Below are 15,850 nucleotides of genomic sequence, written 5' to 3'. Positions count from 1 at the left end.
CCGAACAGCAACGCCGGCACCCCCTCCGGCAGATCACCGCGCTCCCACGCCTTCGAGAGCCCGAGGGGCACACTCGCGGCCGAGGTGTTCCCGGACTCGACGACGTCACGGATGACGAACTTCGACTCCCCGCCGAGCGCGGTGACGAGCGGCTCGATGATCCGAAGGTTCGCCTGGTGGAACGCGAACACCTCGATGTCGTCCATCGAGAGCCCGGCGGCCTCGACGACCTTGCGAGCGTGCCCCTCGGCCTCGGTGATGGCCCACCGGTAGATCGAGCGGCCCTCCTGGTTGAAGCGACCCGGCGACCCCTCGACGCGGACGGCATCGAGCAGGTGCGGGACGCTCCCCCACGACACCGGGCCGATCTCGGGCGTCTCGGCGACCCCGAGCACGGCGGCACCGGCCCCGTCGCCGACGAGCACGCAGGTCGAACGGTCGGTCCAGTCGGCGATGCCGGACAGCACCTCGGACCCGATGACGAGCGCGACGTCGGCTGAGCCGGTGCGGATGGACTGGTCGGCGAGCCCGAGCGCGTACTCGAAGCCACTGCACGCGGTGTTGATGTCGATCGGCGCGGGGCCGTTCGTCATGCCGAGGGCGGCGGCGACCCGGCCCGCCGTGTACGGCGCACGGTCCTGGTGGGTGGTGGACGCGACGATGACGAGTCCGACGGCCGACGGCGACACCCCGGCGTCGGCGAGGGCACGGCGACCGGCTTCGATCGCCATCGACGTCACGGTGTCGTCGGGCCCGGCGATCCGACGCGTCTGGATCCCGGTGCGGGTGCGGATCCACTCGTCGTTCGTGTCGACCATCGTCGAGAGCTCGTCGTTGGTCAGGACGCGTTCGGGTTGGTGGTGTCCGAACCCGAGGATCCGGCTGCCGCGGAGTGCTGGGATGTTCATCGTCGGCACGTTACCCCCTCACCCCACCGCCGCATGCCGACCGGGGTATGCACCGCGCCCCACCGGGATCACTTCCGCGCAGCAGCGGTCGCGCGGTCGTTCGCCTTGCCGATCGCCTCGACCAGCTCGTCCTTCGTCATCTTCGAGCGACCGCTGACGTCGAGCCGCTTCGCGACGTCCATCAGGTGGGCCTTCGAGGCGTTCGCGTCGACACCGCCCTCGGTCTTCCCCGAAGAACGCGAGCCCGAAGCACCGGAACCGGCAGCGCCTGCGTCGGACGGGCCGGAGGACTCCTTCTCCTCCCAGTGGTCGCCGACCTTCTCGTACTCGTGCTTCACGGCGGCGAACGCCGTGCGGTGCGCACGCTCGCCCGGGCCGTACGACTCGTTCGCCGAGTCCAGTGTCTTCTCGAAGATCTCCTGCGCGTGTTCCGGGGACCGCTGCAGGGTGCTGGGGATCTCGTCCTTCGCTGGCATTGGTGACTCCTCTCGTGGACACATCCTGACTACTCCCTACGCCCCGACCGGTACTCCCAGGGCCTGGCGCCCGAAGCGCGTCACGAGTAGACCCGAACCATGGACTACACACACCTCGGTCGCACCGGTCTGTCCGTCTCCCGCGCCGTGCTCGGCACGATGAACTTCGGCCCGGAGACCAGCGAGGACGACTCGCACGCGATCATGGACCGGGCACACGAGCTCGGCGTCAACTTCTTCGACACCGCCAACGGCTACGGCGGCTCGGTGGGCAAGGGTGCCACCGAGGAGATCATCGGACGGTGGTTCGCCAAGGGTGGCGGCCGCCGCGAGAAGACGGTCCTCGCCACGAAGGTCTACGGCGAGATGATCGACTGGCCCAACGGCGGCAAGCTCAGCGCCCTGAACATCCGGCAGTCACTCGACGCGAGCCTGCAGCGGCTGCAGACCGACCACATCGACCTCTACCAGTTCCACCACGTCGACCGCGCAACGCCCTGGGACGAGATCTGGCAGGCCGTCGACGTCGCCGTGCAGCAGGGCAAGGTCCTCTACGTCGGCTCGTCGAACTTCGCCGGGTGGCACATCGCCCAGGCGCAGGAGGCCGCGAAGCGCCGGAACACCTTCGGCCTGGTCAGCGAGCAGTCGATCTACAACCTCGTGGTCCGCGACGTCGAGCGCGAGGTCCTGCCCGCGGCCCGCGCGTACGGCCTCGGCGTGATCCCCTGGTCGCCGCTGCAGGGCGGCCTGCTCGGTGGTGTCATCGAGAAGACCGAGAACGGCTCCCGTCGCCTGTCCGGCCGCAGCGCCGAGTACGTCGACGCGCACCGCGACCAGCTGCAGTCGTACGAGTCGTTCGCGAAGGAGCTCGGCCACACGCCCGGAGAGCTGGCCCTCGCGTGGCTGCTCCACCAGCCCGGCGTGACGGCCCCGATCACCGGCCCCCGCACCATGGAGCAGTGGGAGTCGGCGGTCCGCGCCGTCGACATCCGTCTCGACCAGCGCGCGCTCGACCGCCTCGACGAGATCTTCCCCGGCCACGAGACATCGCCCGAGGACTACGCCTGGTGACGTCGCTGACGGAACCAACGCAACCAACGGGTCGCTGACGCGACCACCGGACGGGAGGCGCGGTGCGGGTCCGACCCGGGCCGCGCCTCCCGTGGCGTGGTCACGTCGAGAACGCGACCAACGACACGACGACGGGCCCCGCGCTGCTGTGTGCGCGGGGCCCGTCGTCGTGCGGGTGGTGCCGGTCTGCTAGCGGACGCTGACCGGGGTGTCGTCGGTCTGCTCGTAGAGGACGTAGCCCTCTTCGCCGTGGACGGCGGTGTCGATGCCGGCGACCTCGTCCTCCGTCTTCACGCGGAAGCCCATCGTCTTCTCGATGATCCAGCCGATGACGAAGGCGAGGACGAACGAGTAGATGCCGACGGCGAGTGCCGCGGTGGCCTGCTTGCCGAGCTGCTCGAACGAGCCGGAGTAGATCAGGCCGGTGTCGTTGGCGAAGAAGCCGAGGAACAGCGTGCCGAAGATGCCGCCGACCAGGTGGACGCCCACGACGTCGAGCGAGTCGTCGAAGCCCAGGCGGTACTTCCAGTCGATCGCGAAGCAGCAGACGATGCCGGCCAGGAAGCCGAGCAGGATGCCCCAGCCCGGGGTCAGGTTGGCGCAGGCCGGCGTGATGGCGACGAGGCCGGTGACGGCGCCGGACGCAGCGCCGACGGACGTGGCCTTGCCGTCCTTGAGCTTCTCGATGAGCAGCCAGCCGAGGATGGCAGCGGCCGGGGCGGCGAGGGTGTTCACCCAGGCGATCGCGGCGATGCCGTCAGCTGCGCCCTCGGAACCGGCGTTGAAGCCGAACCAGCCGAACCACAGGATGGCGGCACCGAGCAGGACGAAGGGCGGGTTGTGCGGCTTGTGCGCACCCTTGGCGAAGCCGACGCGCTTGCCGAGGACGATCGCCAGGGCGAGACCCGCCGCACCGGCGTTGATGTGCACCGCGGTGCCACCGGCGAAGTCGATGACGCCCCACGTGGCGGCCCAACCGGAGGTCAGGTTGAAGACCCACGAAGCGACCGGGAAGTAGACGACCGTGACCCAGACGCCGGCGAAGACCATCCACGCGCCGAACTTGGCGCGGTCGGCGATGGCGCCGGAGATGAGCGCGACGGTGATGATCGCGAACGTCGCCTGGAACCCGACGAAGGCCATCGACGGGTACGCCGCTTGGATGTTCGAGGACTGCGCCTCCTCGAAGGCCTGGCCGAGGCCGATCTGGTTCCAGTCGATGCTGAAGAACCCGACCACGCCGGAGACCGCCGTGCCGTCGCCGTGGTTGGCGAAGGCGATCGCGTAGCCGTAGACCACCCAGAGCACGCTCACGAGCGCGATCGCACCGAACGACATCATCATCATGGAGATGACGGACTTGGCCTTCACCAAGCCGCCGTAGAAGAAGGCCAGGCCGGGTGTCATGAACAACACCAGCGCAGCCATCACCAACACGAACGTCGTGTTGCCCTGATCAAGCATCTGCTCACCTCTCGATTGCACGAGCGGCTCTTGGACCGCCTCGGGTGTCACAGAGTCTGGCGAGGCGAGGTTTCACGAGGGAGCACGAACTGTTTCGCGGATGTAACGCGACCGCACCGTTTGTAAACGTCGTGTTTCACCGGGCCGTCAGGCGCGGGTGAGCGCCACCACGCGGGACGCCGCGCGCAGGTACTTCTTGCGGTAGCCGCCCTCGAGCATGACGTCCGGGTACACCTGGTCGAGCGGGGTCCCCGAGGCGACGATCCGGACCTGGGCGTCGTACAGCCGGTCCACCAGGGCGACCCAGCGCAGCGCGTCGGTCTGGTCGGTGAAGGCCCGGACGTCGGTGAGCCCGACGGCGTCGAGGTCCTCGACCAGCGCGACGTACTTCGAGGGGTGCACGGAACCGAGGTGCGCGACGACCGCACCGAAGTCGTCGAGCGTCACGGTGCCGGACGGCAGCGCGGCGGGCACGTCGGACACCACCTGCGCGGACTCGTCCACGGCACGTCGGCGGTAGTCCAGGCCGTCGATGCGCATGGTGTCGAACCGGTCCGACATCGCCTGGATCTCGCGCAGGAAGTCCTGCGCCGCGAAGCGCCCCTCGCCCAGGGCTCCCGGGGGCGTGTTCGACGTCGCGGCGAAGCGGGTGCCGGTCTCGGTCAGTTCCTTGATGAGCCGGGTCATCACCATCGTGTCGCCCGGATCGTCGAGCTCGAACTCGTCGATGCACACCAGTGCGGTGCCGCGCAGCAGGTCGACCGTCCCCTGGAACCCCAGGGCGCCCACGAGTGCGGTGTACTCGATGAAGGTGCCGAACGTCTTCCGCCCGGTGGCCGCGTGGTAGGCGGCTGCGAGCAGGTGGGTCTTGCCGACACCGAACCCGCCGTCCAGGTACACGCCGGACTTCGCCGCGGGCTCCGCCGACTGCTTCCGGCGCCCGAACAGCCCGCGCCGCGGGGACTCGGTCGGACCGGCGGCCACGAACGCGGCGACGGCATCGCGGACCGAGGCCTGCGAGTCGTAGTCCGGGTCCGGCCGGTACGAGTCGAACGACGCTTCCGTGAACTGCGGCGGGGGCACGAGCGCCGCAGCCATCTGCTGCGGCGTCACCTGGGGATCACGGTCGACGAGGTGAGCGGGCAATCGGGGAACCCTTCCGGGAAGCATGTCGTGGGGTGTCACGTTGCGGCAGGGGCACGGTACGTCCGCGTACCGTTGCCCACAGGCACCGACGCCCGATCCTAGTCCGGCGCCGGCAGCACGCACCCGGGCACCACGCTCGCCCCGCACCACGCTCCCCCGCACCCCTGGAGGTACCCCCGATGACCGCACCGGTCGACCCGTCCGAGAAGTTCGCCGCCTACGCGCACCCGGAGCGCCTCGTCTCCACCGAGTGGCTGCAGGAGCAACTCGACGCCGGGGCCGGCGCCCCCGACCTGGTGGTCGTCGAGTCCGACGAGGACGTCCTGCTCTACGAGACGGGGCACATCCCGGGCGCCGTGAAGATCGACTGGCACACCGACCTCAACGACCCGGTGCAGCGCGACTACATCGACGGTGCCGCCTTCGCCGAGCTCCTCGGCGGCAAGGGCATCGGCCGCGACACCACGGTCGTGATCTACGGCGACAAGAACAACTGGTGGGCGGCGTACGCCCTCTGGGTGTTCACCCTGTTCGGCCACGAGGACGTCCGCCTGCTCGACGGCGGTCGCGGCAAGTGGATCGCCGAGGACCGCGCACTGACCACCGACGAGACCCCGGTCACGCCCGTCGAGTACCCCGTCGTCGAGCGTCACGACGAGCCCGTCCGCGCCTTCAAGGACGACGTCCTCGCGCACCTCGGCAAGCCGCTCATCGACGTCCGCAGCGCCCCGGAGTACAGCGGGGAGCGCACGACAGCGCCCGACTACCCGGAAGAGGGCGCGCTGCGCGGCGGCCACGTCCCCACCGCCGTGAACATCCCCTGGGCGACGGCCGCCGCCCCCGACGGCACCTTCAAGACGCGCGACGAGCTCGACGCCGTGTACCGCGACGGCGCCGGCATCGGTGACGCCGACCAGGTCATCGCCTACTGCCGCATCGGTGAGCGCTCGAGCCACACCTGGTTCGTCCTGCAGCACCTGCTCGGCTACGACAACGTCCGCAACTACGACGGCTCGTGGACCGAGTGGGGCAGCGCCGTCCGCGTCCCCATCGTGCAGGGATCCGAGCCGGGTACTGTTCCGAACCGATGAACGCCAGCACCGACGCACCACTCCCCGCCACCCTCGCCGAGATCCGCGACGACTTCCTCGCCCTGGGCCAGAAGGACCGCCTGCAGCTCCTGCTCGAGTTCTCGAACGAGCTGCCCGCGCTGCCCGAACGCCTGCAGGGGCACGAGGACGAGCTCGAACGCGTCGAGGAGTGCCAGTCCCCCGTCTTCATCACCGTGACGGTGGGCGAGGACGGCGACGCGCCGGACGTGGTCCGGATGCACGCCACCGCCCCGCGCGAGGCGCCGACCACCCGCGGCTTCGCCTCGATCCTGGCGCAGGGACTGTCCGGCCTGACCGTCGATCAGGTGCTCGCCGTCCCCGCTGACTACCCGCTCACGATCGGCCTGTCCGAGGCGGTCAGCCCGCTGCGGATCCGCGGCATGGTGGGCATGCTGGGTCGTGTGCAGCGTCAGGTGCAGGCGGCAGTCGCGTAGACGCGACCCGTTGACGGACAGGAGGCGCGGTGCCAGCTGGCACCGCGCCTCCCGTCCGTCGGTGGGGACGGTGCAGTCACGGGCGCGCGGATCGCCATCCGGTTCGCCTCGGGTGAGTTGCTCGAGGGCTGGTCGACCAGCCGTCGTCCGTCCTGGCACTACAGCGAACCGGGGCGCGCACGAGTCGACATCGACGCCCTGACCGACGGTGAGGTCCGGTACCGACACAGCCCGTCGTCGGCGGAGATCCGACGGTGACGGCTGCACCCCAGCACATCTCGATCGATCATCTCCGAGCGGTCACCAACGAGACGACGGTGGGGCTCCCGGACCGCGTCGTCGAAGTCGGCGGGGTCGACGTCCTCGCCGCCATGAGCGTCGGTGGCCTCTCGCCCCAGGCCGAGACGACAGAGGGCAACGGAACGATCGCCGCACCACCCGCTTGGTGAGCAGGAATGGTCGGGTGTCGGAAGGCGACCCGACCATTTCTGCTCACGAAGCGACCGAACGGACGCAACGGCGGACGGGAGGCCCGTGCCGGGGTCGCCACGCGCCTCCCGTCCGCCCTTCAGTCGCGTCTACCGCGCGCTGGTCGCCCCGCGCCGCTGGACCACCTCGGTCAGCCACGCGAGGATCCGGGCGTCGAACCAGTCGGCGTCGTGGTTCCAGAGCTTGGTGTGCCGGGCCGTGGTCTGGATCTCGAGCCGCACCAGATCGGGCCGTGCGCGGGCCAGGTCGTGCGAGGCCGAGGACGGCACGAAGCCGTCGTCGTCGCTGTGCAGCAGCAGGATCGGCACCGTGAGCTCGTCGGAGCGCGTGACCATGTCGAGCTCGCGCAGGTCGACAGGTGCCTGGAGCCCGGCGAGCCGGTGCAGCACCGGAGTCCGGAGCAGGCGCTGCGCGACCTTGCGCACCGGACGTGGCAGGCGCAGGAGCTGGCTCTGTGACTTCAGCACGGCGTGCCAGTCGACCACCGGGGACTCCAGCACCACCCCGTCGACCAGGCCCGCGAAGCGCGAGCGGAGCAGGGTCTGCAGCACGACCGCGCCGCCCATCGACCAGCCCATCAGCACGACGCTCTGGGCGTCCTGCGCGGTGAGCCAGCGGAGGACGGAGTCGACGTCCTCCCACTCGGTGCTGCCGAGGCCGTAGCGGCCGTCGACGCTCGGCGGGGCGACACCGTCGTTCCGCCACGAGGCGAGTACCACCGAGTACCCGGCGGCGCGGAACACCGGGACGGCGCGGATCGTCTCGGCACGCGTGACGCCGCGTCCGTGCACCAGGACGGCCCACGGCGCTGCCGGGTCGTCGGCGCGGACGACCCACGCGGGAGCCGGGCCGTTCGGGGTGGGGATGTCGACGTCCTCGACGGGCACATCGAGTTCGCCGGGGGTCAGGTAGAACCAGCCGCCCCAGCGACCGCGACGGGCGGCGGTCGGGTCGCCGGCGTCGATCGCGATGATGCGGCGCGTGACGGTGGTGTCGGTCGTGCCGAGCACCTCGCCGACGCGCATGTGGCCGGTGCCGCCGCCGAACCAGAGCGAGTAGCGGCCCTGCAGCTCGGTGTCGGCCGTGCGCTCGATCGTGACGGTCTTCCGGACGGGGTCGACGGCGTGGATCGGGACGCGCTCGTTGCGCTTGCGGTCGGGGGTGACCACGGCGCGGGCGACGGCGGCGACGAAGCCACCGATGACGGCCGTCCCCACCGCGGCAGCTGCCAGACCGGCGCCGAGTGCGATGAACCCGGCCGATCGAGCGGTCTCCTGGACGACGTCCTCGGCGGGTCGCGCGGATCGGGACATGGCCCGGAGCCTAGTCTGCATGTGTGTCCGAAACCCGAGAGCCCGACGCCTTCGCGCGGCTCCGCGCGTTCGTGTCCGGCGGCAGCGGCCGTGCCGAGACCACCGTGACCGAGATCCCGTCGCCGACCCGGATCGCACCGTTCTCGATCGCCCTGGCGGCGGACGTGTCCGGTACCGCGCACGGGGTCGAGTCGGACCTGGGCACCGGCCGCTTCATCGCCCTGTACGACCCCGAAGAACCCGAGGGCTGGGGCGGCCCGTTCCGTGTCGTCTCGTTCGCCCAAGCGCCGCTCGAGCCGGAGATCGGCGTCGACGAGTTCGTCGCCGACGTCACCTGGAGCTGGCTCGTCGACGCGCTCGAGTCGCACGGCGCGACGTACGACCACGCCTCGGGCACGGCCACCAAGATCATCTCGCGCGGGTACGGCGACCTCGCCGCACAGGGCGACGGCGCACAGCTGGAACTCCGCGCGTCGTGGACACCACGCGGCGACGACCTCACCGCACACGTCCGGGCCTGGCAGGACATCGTCGCCATGCTCGCCGGTCTGCCTCCCGCTTCGGACGGCGTGACCCTGCTGGCCCCGAGGAGGCTCGCCAAGTGACCGACCCCGCTCCCCAGGACGCCGCTGGCCCCGCTGCTGGCTCGGCCGCTCCGGCCGCCGCCGCCAGCCCCGCCTTCGAGGCGTCGCACGACGCCGTCAAGGTCATCGACACACGCGAGGACTACCTCGAGGCGGTCGCCGCCATCGCCGCCGGCCACGGCCCCGTCGCGGTCGACGCCGAGCGCGCTAGCGGCTACCGCTACTCGCAGCGCGCGTACCTGATCCAGGTGTTCCGCCGCGGGGCCGGTGCGTTCCTGTTCGACCCCATCCCGATCGGCGACTTCTCGGAGCTGCAGGCCGCCATCGTCGACGAGGAGTGGCTGTTCCACGCCGCCTCGCAGGACCTGCCGTGCCTGCAGGAGGTCGGCCTCGTCCCGACGCGCATCTTCGACACGGAGCTCGGCGCCCGCATCGCCGGGTTCCCGCGCGTCGGACTCGGCGCCGTCGTCGAGCAGCTGCTCGGCATCACCCTGGCCAAGGCGCACTCGGCCGCCGACTGGTCGACCCGTCCCCTGCCGCAGTCGTGGCTCGTCTACGCGTCGCTCGACGTCGAACTGCTGCCCGACCTCCGCGACGCCCTCGCCGAGAAGCTCGACGAGGCCGGCAAGACCAGGATCGCTCAAGAGGAGTTCGACGCGGTCCTGCACCGTGCGCCGAAGCCCGCCCGTGCCGAGCCCTGGCGTCGCCTGTCCGGCATGCACGCGCTCCGTGGTGCGCGAGCACTGGCGATCGCCCGGTCGCTCTGGCTCGCCCGTGACGAGTACGCCCGCCAGGCGGACATCGCCCCCGGGCGCACGATCCCCGACGCCGCCATCGTCGCCGCGGCGGCCGCCGCGCCCGAGTCCCGCGCCGAACTCGGTGCGCTGAAGGCCTTCACGGGCCGCGCCAGCCGATCCGAGCTCGACCGCTGGTGGGCCGCCGTCGAGGAAGGTCGCACCACCGAGGACCTCCCCCGTCTGCGCGGTGCCGGCGAGGCGACGCTGCCCCCGCCCCGCGCCTGGGCGGACCGCAACCCGGCCGCCGACCGCCGGTACAAGGCCGCGCGCGCCGCGGTGACGAAGCGTGCCGAGGAGCTCGACATCCCGCTCGAGAACCTGCTCACGCCGGAGACGCTCCGGCTCGTGTCGTGGGCCCCGCCGTCGCCGCCGTCGACCGAGCTGGTCGGCGCAGCCCTCGCCGAGCACGACGCCCGCCCGTGGCAGGTCGAGGAACTCGCGTCGATCATCGCGTCGGCCTTTGTCGCTGCTGCACAGCGGCCCGCGGCGACGGACGACGACGAGTCGTAGGAACTGCCCAACCGGCATGCGGCCGCCCAGGCTGGGGGCATAGCGTCGGGAGGGTCGCCGGGCGAGGCCCGGCCAGGCCGGAGCGACCTGCGTTCCGGCCCGATCGAAGAGGATCTGGGAGGCCCGGATTGCCAAAGGCATCAGACGTCGTGTTCGTGGACGGCGTTCGCACTCCGTTCGGACGAGCCGGCGAGAAGGGGGTGTTCTGGAAGACCCGGTCCGACGACCTCGCGGTGCACGCGATGCGCGGACTGCTCGACCGGAACACCTTCGACACCGCAGCGGTGGACGACGTCGCCGTCGCGGCCACCACGCAGCAGGGTGACCAGGGGCTGACGCTCGGGCGCACGGTCGGCATGCTCGCGGGCCTGCCGAAGTCGGTGCCCGGCTACGCGATCGACCGCATGTGTGCCGGTGCCATGACGAGCGTCACGACGCTCGCCGGCGCCATCGCCTTCGGCGCCGCCGACATCGCGATCGCCGGTGGTGTCGAGCACATGGGTCGGCACCCGATGGGCTTCAACGCCGACCCGAACCCGCGTTTCGTCGCGGAGCGCATGGTCTCGAGCGACGCCCTCGTCATGGGCGCCACCGCCGAGCGCCTGCACGACCGCTTCCCCGCGATCACGAAGGACCGCACGGACGCCTACGCCGTCCAGTCCCAGCAGCGGTACGCCGCCGCCTGGGCGAACGGCAAGCTCCAGCCGGACGTCATCCCGGTCGAGGTCAACAAGGGCGACGGCTGGGACGTCGTCAGCACCGACGAGCCGCCGCGGCCGGGGACGACCCTGGAGGCGCTGGCCGCGTTGAAGACGCCGTTCCGGCCCCACGGGCGGGTCACCGCCGGCAACGCCGCCGGTCTCAACGACGGTGCGACCATGAGCCTGCTCGCGTCCGAGGACGGTGCGAAGCAGCACGGGCTGTCGACGAAGATGCGCATGGTCTCGTTCGCCTTCGCCGGGGTCGAGCCCGAGGTCATGGGCGTCGGCCCGGTCCCCGCGACCGACAAGGCCCTGTCCAAGGCCGGCCTGTCGATCGACGACATCGGCCTGTTCGAGATCAACGAGGCGTTCGCCGTCCAGGTGCTCGCGTTCCTCGACAACTACGGCATCGCCCAGGACTCCCCGAACGTGAACGCCTGGGGCGGCGCGATCGCCGTCGGCCACCCGCTCGCGTCGAGTGGTGTCCGGCTGATGAACCAGCTCGCCGCACAGTTCGCCGAGCGACCGGACATCAAGTACGGCATCACCACGATGTGCATCGGGCTCGGCCAGGGCGGCACCGTCATCTGGGAGAACCCGAACCACAGCAAGTCGGCCGAGCGTTCGGCTCGGAAGGGGGCGTGACCATGACCATCGTCGACAACGACCGACTGGCCGAACTCAGCGAGGACGAGGTCGTCACGCACTCGTTCGTCAAGCACGTCACGATGCCCTCGGGTGGCACGCTGGCGCTCATCACACTCGACAACGGCAAGGACTACAAGCGGCCGAACACCCTCGGACCCCGCACGCTCCGTGAGTTGTCCGGCGTGCTCGACACCCTGAAGACCGAGGCCGCCGCTGGCACGATCCAGGGCGTCGCCGTCACCGGCAAGGAGTACTGCTTCGCCGCCGGGGCCGACCTGTCGCAGGCGGCGGCGGTCCCGTCGCGCGAGGCCGCCCACGACCTGGCCGCCCTCGGGCACGCCACGCTCCGCAAGTTCACCGACCTCGGGGTGCCCTCGTTCGCGTTCGTGAACACCCTGGCGCTCGGCGGTGGGCTCGAGATCGCCCTGCACTGCACCTACCGGGCGTTCTCGTCCGCGGCGCAGGGCATCGGCCTGCCCGAGGTGTTCCTCGGCATCATCCCCGGCTGGGGTGGCGCGACGCTGCTCCCGCGCCTGATCGGGCCGGAGCGCGCGCTCCGCGTCATCGTCGAGAACCCCCTCAAGAACAACCGCCTGATGGACGGCCCGGCGGCGGTCGAGATCGGCATCGGCGACGTGCTCGTCCCGTCCGTCACGTTCCTGCCCTCGGCCGTGGCGTGGGCGGACGGCGTCATCACCGGAACGACCAAGGTGGTGCGGAAGAACGAGCCGGGCATGCTCGAGAAGGCCGCCTGGGGCACCGTCGTCAAGGTCGCCCGCGGACAGGTCGCGTCGAAGATCGGCACCGTGCCGAAGTCGCCGTTCCGGGCGCTCGACCTCGTCGCCGCCGCCAAGTCGGGTTCACTCGACGAGCGCTTCGCCGACGAGGACGAGGCCCTCGCAGACCTCATCTCGGGCGACCAGTTCGCGGCGTCCATGTACGCCTTCGACCTCGTGCAGAAGCGTGCGAAGAAGCCCGTCGGCGCTCCCGAGGGCGTCGAACCGAAGAAGATCACGAAGGTCGGCGTCCTCGGCGCCGGGCTGATGGCGTCGCAGTTCGCGCTGCTGTTCGCCCGACGCCTGGGCGTCCCCGTCGTCATCACCGACGTCGACCAGTCCCGGGTCGACGCCGGCGTCGAGCGGATCCGCGGCGAGGTCGCGAAGCTGCTCGACAAGGGACGGATCTCCCCCGACGACGCGAACCGCATCACCGCACTCGTCAGCGGGTCGGTGTCCTACGACGCCTTCGCCGACGCCGACTGGGTGATCGAGGCCGTCTTCGAGGAGATGACCGTCAAACAAGAGGTCTTCCGGAAGATCGAACAGGTCATCGCACCGGATGCCATCCTCGCCACGAACACGTCGTCGCTCTCCGTCGACGAGATGGCGTCGGTGCTCACGAACCCGGAGCGACTCGTCGGCTTCCACTTCTTCAACCCGGTCGCGGTCATGCCGCTGCTCGAGGTGGTGCGCGCGGCGAAGACCTCGGACGAGGCCCTCGTCACCGCCCTCGCCGTCGCGAAGACCCTGAAGAAGACCGCGATCATCACCGCGGACCAGCCGGGCTTCGTCGTCAACCGGGTGCTCGCACGGGTGCTCGGTGAGGCGATGCGCGGTGTGGAAGAGGGCACCTCGTTCGACACCGTCGCCCAGGGCGCCGCGCCCCTCGGTCTGCCGATGTCACCGTTCGAGCTGCTCGAACTCGTCGGGCTGCCGGTCGGCGCGCACGTGCTCGACTCGCACCACGCGGCCTGGCCGGAGCGCTTCTACCCCGGCGACGGGTTGAAGCGGATCGCGGAGCACGGGAACATCCTGATCCGCGACAAGAAGGGCAACGCGACCGGGTACGACCCCGCCGCCGTGAAGCTCGTCGCGCCGTCCAAGAAGGACGCGGAACCGGTCGACGCTGCCGAGATGCAGCGCCGCTTCGAGGACGCCCTGGCCGACGAGCTGCACCGCATGCTCGAGGACCGGGTCGTCGAGCACGTCGAGGAGATCGACCTCGGGCTCATCCTCGGCGCCGGCTACCCGTTCCAGGCCGGTGGGATCAGCCCGTACCTCGACCGTTCCGGCGCGTCCGAGCGTGTCTTCGGCGCGAGTTTCCACGACCCGCGGATCGTCGGCCCCGCTTCCCGCTAGACCCATCACGCAAAACACCGGTGTTCGCGCACCGAACACCCGCTAACCGCGGCGTGGAGCGCGAACACCGGTGTCTTGCTGACCGGGACCGGGCCGGACCGCGCCGTCAGCGGTCGGACGCCGCCGACTCGCGGGAGCGCGCGGGCTTCGCCTGCGGCAACTTCGTCCCGACGACCTGATCGATGACGTCGCGGGCGATGGCCTGCGCCGTCAGCCCCGCGTCGGCGAGGATCTGCGATCGCGTCGCGTGGTCGATGAACGCGTCCGGCAGCCCGAGCTCGTTCACCCCGGTGTCGACCCCGGCGGCCCGCAGGTCCTGCCGCAGCCGGGTCCCGACGCCGCCGACGCGGACGCCGTCCTCGATGGTGATCACGAGCCGGTGGGTGCGCGACAGCTCGATGAGCGAGCCCGGGATCGGGACCACCCATCGCGGGTCGACGACGGTGACGCCGATGCCCTGCGCCTCGAGCAGCGCCGCGGCCTCGAGTGCCACCGGCACCATCGACCCCACGGCGACGAAGAGCACGTCCTCGACGTCGTCGGCAGCGGCGTGCAGCACGTCCACACCATCGGAGAGACGACGGACCGCGGGGATGTCCGGTCCGACCTGCCCCTTCGACCAGCGCAGTACGGTGGGGGCGTCGTCGACGGCGGTCGCCTCGCGGAACTCTTCACGCAGGGTCGCGGCGTCGCGTGGCGCGGCGATCCGGATCCCGGGCACGACCTGCAGCAGCGCGAGGTCCCACATACCGTGATGCGAGGGGCCGTCCGGACCGGTGATCCCGGCACGGTCGAGCACGAACGTCACGCCGGCCTTGTGCAGGGCGACGTCCATCAGCACCTGGTCGAACGCGCGGTTCAGGAACGTCGCGTAGAGCGCCACGACCGGGTGGAGTCCCCCGTAGGCCAGGCCCGCAGCGGTCGTCACGGCGTGCTGCTCGGCGATGCCGACGTCGTACACGCGGTCGGGGTGCTGCTCCTGGAACAGGTGGAGCCCGGTCGGCCGGAGCATCGCCGCCGTGATGGCGACGATCCGAGGGTCCGAGGCACCGGCATCGGCCAAGGAAGACGCGAACACCGAGGTCCACGACGGCCCCGATGCGGCGTCGAGCGACTCCCCCGTCTCCGGGTCGATGTGCCCGACGGCGTGGAACTGGTCGGCCTGGTCGCGCAGGGCGGGCTCGAAACCGTGGCCCTTCTCGGTGATCGCGTGCACGATCACGGGAGCGCCGTACTCCTTGGCCTGCCGGAGTGCTGCCTCCATCGCCTGCTGGTCGTGCCCGTTCACCGGGCCGATGTACTTGATGTCGAGGTTCGAGTACAGCGCCTCGTTGTTCGTCAGCCGCGACAGGAAGCCGTGCAGGCCCCCGCGCATGCCCCGGTACACCGCACGACCCGGAGCGCCGAACCGCGCCGCCACGGCCTGCGTGCCCTCGTACAGGGCCCGGTACTCGCGGCGGGTGCGCACGGAGCTCAGGAACCGCGCCATGCCACCGATCGTCGGGGCGTACGAGCGGCCGTTGTCGTTGACGACGATGACCAGGCGTCGGTCGTTGTCGTCGGAGATGTTGTTGAGCGCCTCCCACGTCATGCCGCCGGTGAGGGCGCCGTCCCCCACCACCGCGACGACGGTGCGGTCGGTCTGCCCTGTCTGCCCGAACGCGCGGGAGATGCCGTCGGCCCACGACAGCGACGACGACGCGTGCGAGGACTCGACGATGTCGTGCTCGGACTCGCTCCGCTGCGGGTAGCCGGCGATGCCGCCGCGTTCGCGCAGCTTCGAGAAGTCCTGGCGCCCCGTGACGAGCTTGTGCACGTACGACTGGTGCCCGGTGTCGAAGACGAACGGGTCGTTCGGCGAGTCGAACACGCGGTGCATCGCGAGCGTCAGCTCCACGACGCCCAGGTTCGGCCCGAGGTGCCCACCGGTCTTCGCGACCTCGGCGACCAGGAAGCGTCGGATCTCGGCGGCGAGGTCGGTCATCTGCGCGTCGGAGAGACGCTTCAGGTCGCGCGGCGACGTGATGCTGCTCAGCAGGCTCACGGGCGCTCCTTTCGT

The 15,850-nt window shown here is 70.8% G+C and carries 14 protein-coding genes; 8 read left to right on the top strand and 6 right to left on the bottom strand.

Annotated features, from left to right (window positions below):
* Together DEJ17_RS15190 and DEJ17_RS15185 are read right to left on the bottom strand one after the other, a co-directional pair.
* A partial coding sequence (locus DEJ17_RS15190) for a beta-ketoacyl-ACP synthase III (protein WP_110895018.1) occupies positions 1-908 on the bottom strand: 908 nt, incomplete at its 3' end.
* 68 nt (positions 909-976) lie between these two features.
* Positions 977-1,384: a ChaB family protein gene (locus DEJ17_RS15185; RefSeq protein WP_110895017.1), complete on the bottom strand. Its 408-nt coding sequence runs from the start codon at positions 1,382-1,384 to the stop codon at positions 977-979.
* Between the two features lie 99 nt (positions 1,385-1,483).
* Between DEJ17_RS15185 and DEJ17_RS15180 the strand changes: the two genes are divergently transcribed.
* Positions 1,484-2,455 (top strand): aldo/keto reductase, encoded by a 972-nt coding sequence (locus tag DEJ17_RS15180; protein ID WP_110895016.1) that lies wholly within the window; start codon positions 1,484-1,486, stop codon positions 2,453-2,455.
* Positions 2,456-2,644: 189 nt separating this feature from the next.
* On the opposite strand, the gene DEJ17_RS15175 is transcribed toward DEJ17_RS15180, so the two are convergent.
* Together DEJ17_RS15175 and zapE are read right to left on the bottom strand one after the other, a co-directional pair.
* A complete protein-coding gene (locus DEJ17_RS15175) occupies positions 2,645-3,919 on the bottom strand; it encodes an ammonium transporter (protein WP_110895015.1) in 1,275 nt (424 codons plus the stop codon).
* A gap of 147 nt (positions 3,920-4,066) precedes the next feature.
* A complete protein-coding gene (zapE, locus tag DEJ17_RS15170) occupies positions 4,067-5,089 on the bottom strand; it encodes a cell division protein ZapE (RefSeq protein WP_110895014.1) in 1,023 nt (340 codons plus the stop codon).
* Between the two features lie 155 nt (positions 5,090-5,244).
* Between zapE and DEJ17_RS15165 the strand changes: the two genes are divergently transcribed.
* The 3 genes from DEJ17_RS15165 to DEJ17_RS15155 all read left to right on the top strand — a co-directional run bounded on the left by DEJ17_RS15165 (position 5,245) and on the right by DEJ17_RS15155 (position 7,060).
* Complete coding sequence (locus tag DEJ17_RS15165; RefSeq protein WP_110895013.1) at positions 5,245-6,156, top strand: sulfurtransferase; 912 nt, start codon at positions 5,245-5,247, stop codon at positions 6,154-6,156.
* Positions 6,153-6,611 carry a SufE family protein gene (locus DEJ17_RS15160; protein ID WP_110895012.1) on the top strand — a complete coding sequence of 153 codons (459 nt, stop codon included), beginning with the start codon at positions 6,153-6,155 and terminating at the stop codon, positions 6,609-6,611. The genes DEJ17_RS15165 and DEJ17_RS15160 overlap by 4 nt, the downstream gene beginning before the upstream one ends.
* Positions 6,612-6,865: 254 nt before the next feature.
* Positions 6,866-7,060 carry a hypothetical protein gene (locus DEJ17_RS15155; RefSeq protein WP_110895011.1) on the top strand — a complete coding sequence of 65 codons (195 nt, stop codon included), beginning with the start codon at positions 6,866-6,868 and terminating at the stop codon, positions 7,058-7,060.
* Positions 7,061-7,189: 129 nt separating this feature from the next.
* Here the strand turns inward: DEJ17_RS15155 and DEJ17_RS15150 are convergent, their stop codons facing one another.
* On the bottom strand, positions 7,190-8,413 hold the full coding sequence (locus DEJ17_RS15150; protein WP_071244565.1) for an alpha/beta fold hydrolase: 1,224 nt from the start codon (positions 8,411-8,413) through the stop codon (positions 7,190-7,192).
* 23 nt (positions 8,414-8,436) lie between these two features.
* Here DEJ17_RS15150 and DEJ17_RS15145 point away from each other — a divergent pair, with 23 nt between their 5' ends.
* From DEJ17_RS15145 to DEJ17_RS15130, 4 genes are all read left to right on the top strand, one after another.
* Positions 8,437-9,018 (top strand): DUF3000 domain-containing protein, encoded by a 582-nt coding sequence (locus DEJ17_RS15145; protein WP_181421239.1) that lies wholly within the window; start codon positions 8,437-8,439, stop codon positions 9,016-9,018.
* A complete protein-coding gene (locus tag DEJ17_RS15140; protein ID WP_181421237.1) occupies positions 9,015-10,304 on the top strand; it encodes an HRDC domain-containing protein in 1,290 nt (429 codons plus the stop codon). The genes DEJ17_RS15145 and DEJ17_RS15140 overlap by 4 nt, the downstream gene beginning before the upstream one ends.
* A gap of 128 nt (positions 10,305-10,432) precedes the next feature.
* On the top strand, positions 10,433-11,650 hold the full coding sequence (locus DEJ17_RS15135) for a thiolase family protein (RefSeq protein WP_110895010.1): 1,218 nt from the start codon (positions 10,433-10,435) through the stop codon (positions 11,648-11,650).
* Positions 11,651-11,652: 2 nt separating this feature from the next.
* Positions 11,653-13,791: a 3-hydroxyacyl-CoA dehydrogenase NAD-binding domain-containing protein gene (locus DEJ17_RS15130; protein ID WP_110895009.1), complete on the top strand. Its 2,139-nt coding sequence runs from the start codon at positions 11,653-11,655 to the stop codon at positions 13,789-13,791.
* A gap of 106 nt (positions 13,792-13,897) precedes the next feature.
* Here the strand turns inward: DEJ17_RS15130 and dxs are convergent, their stop codons facing one another.
* Positions 13,898-15,835 carry a 1-deoxy-D-xylulose-5-phosphate synthase gene (dxs, locus tag DEJ17_RS15125; RefSeq protein WP_110895008.1) on the bottom strand — a complete coding sequence of 646 codons (1,938 nt, stop codon included), beginning with the start codon at positions 15,833-15,835 and terminating at the stop codon, positions 13,898-13,900.
* Between the last annotated feature and the right edge of the window lie 15 nt (positions 15,836-15,850).

The sequence above is a fragment of the Curtobacterium sp. MCSS17_011 genome (assembly GCF_003224275.1).
In the GTDB taxonomy this organism is placed as follows: Bacteria; Actinomycetota; Actinomycetes; order Actinomycetales; family Microbacteriaceae; genus Curtobacterium.
Note: the sequence above shows the minus strand (reverse complement) of the source record. Positions and strands in the feature narration are given on the sequence as shown.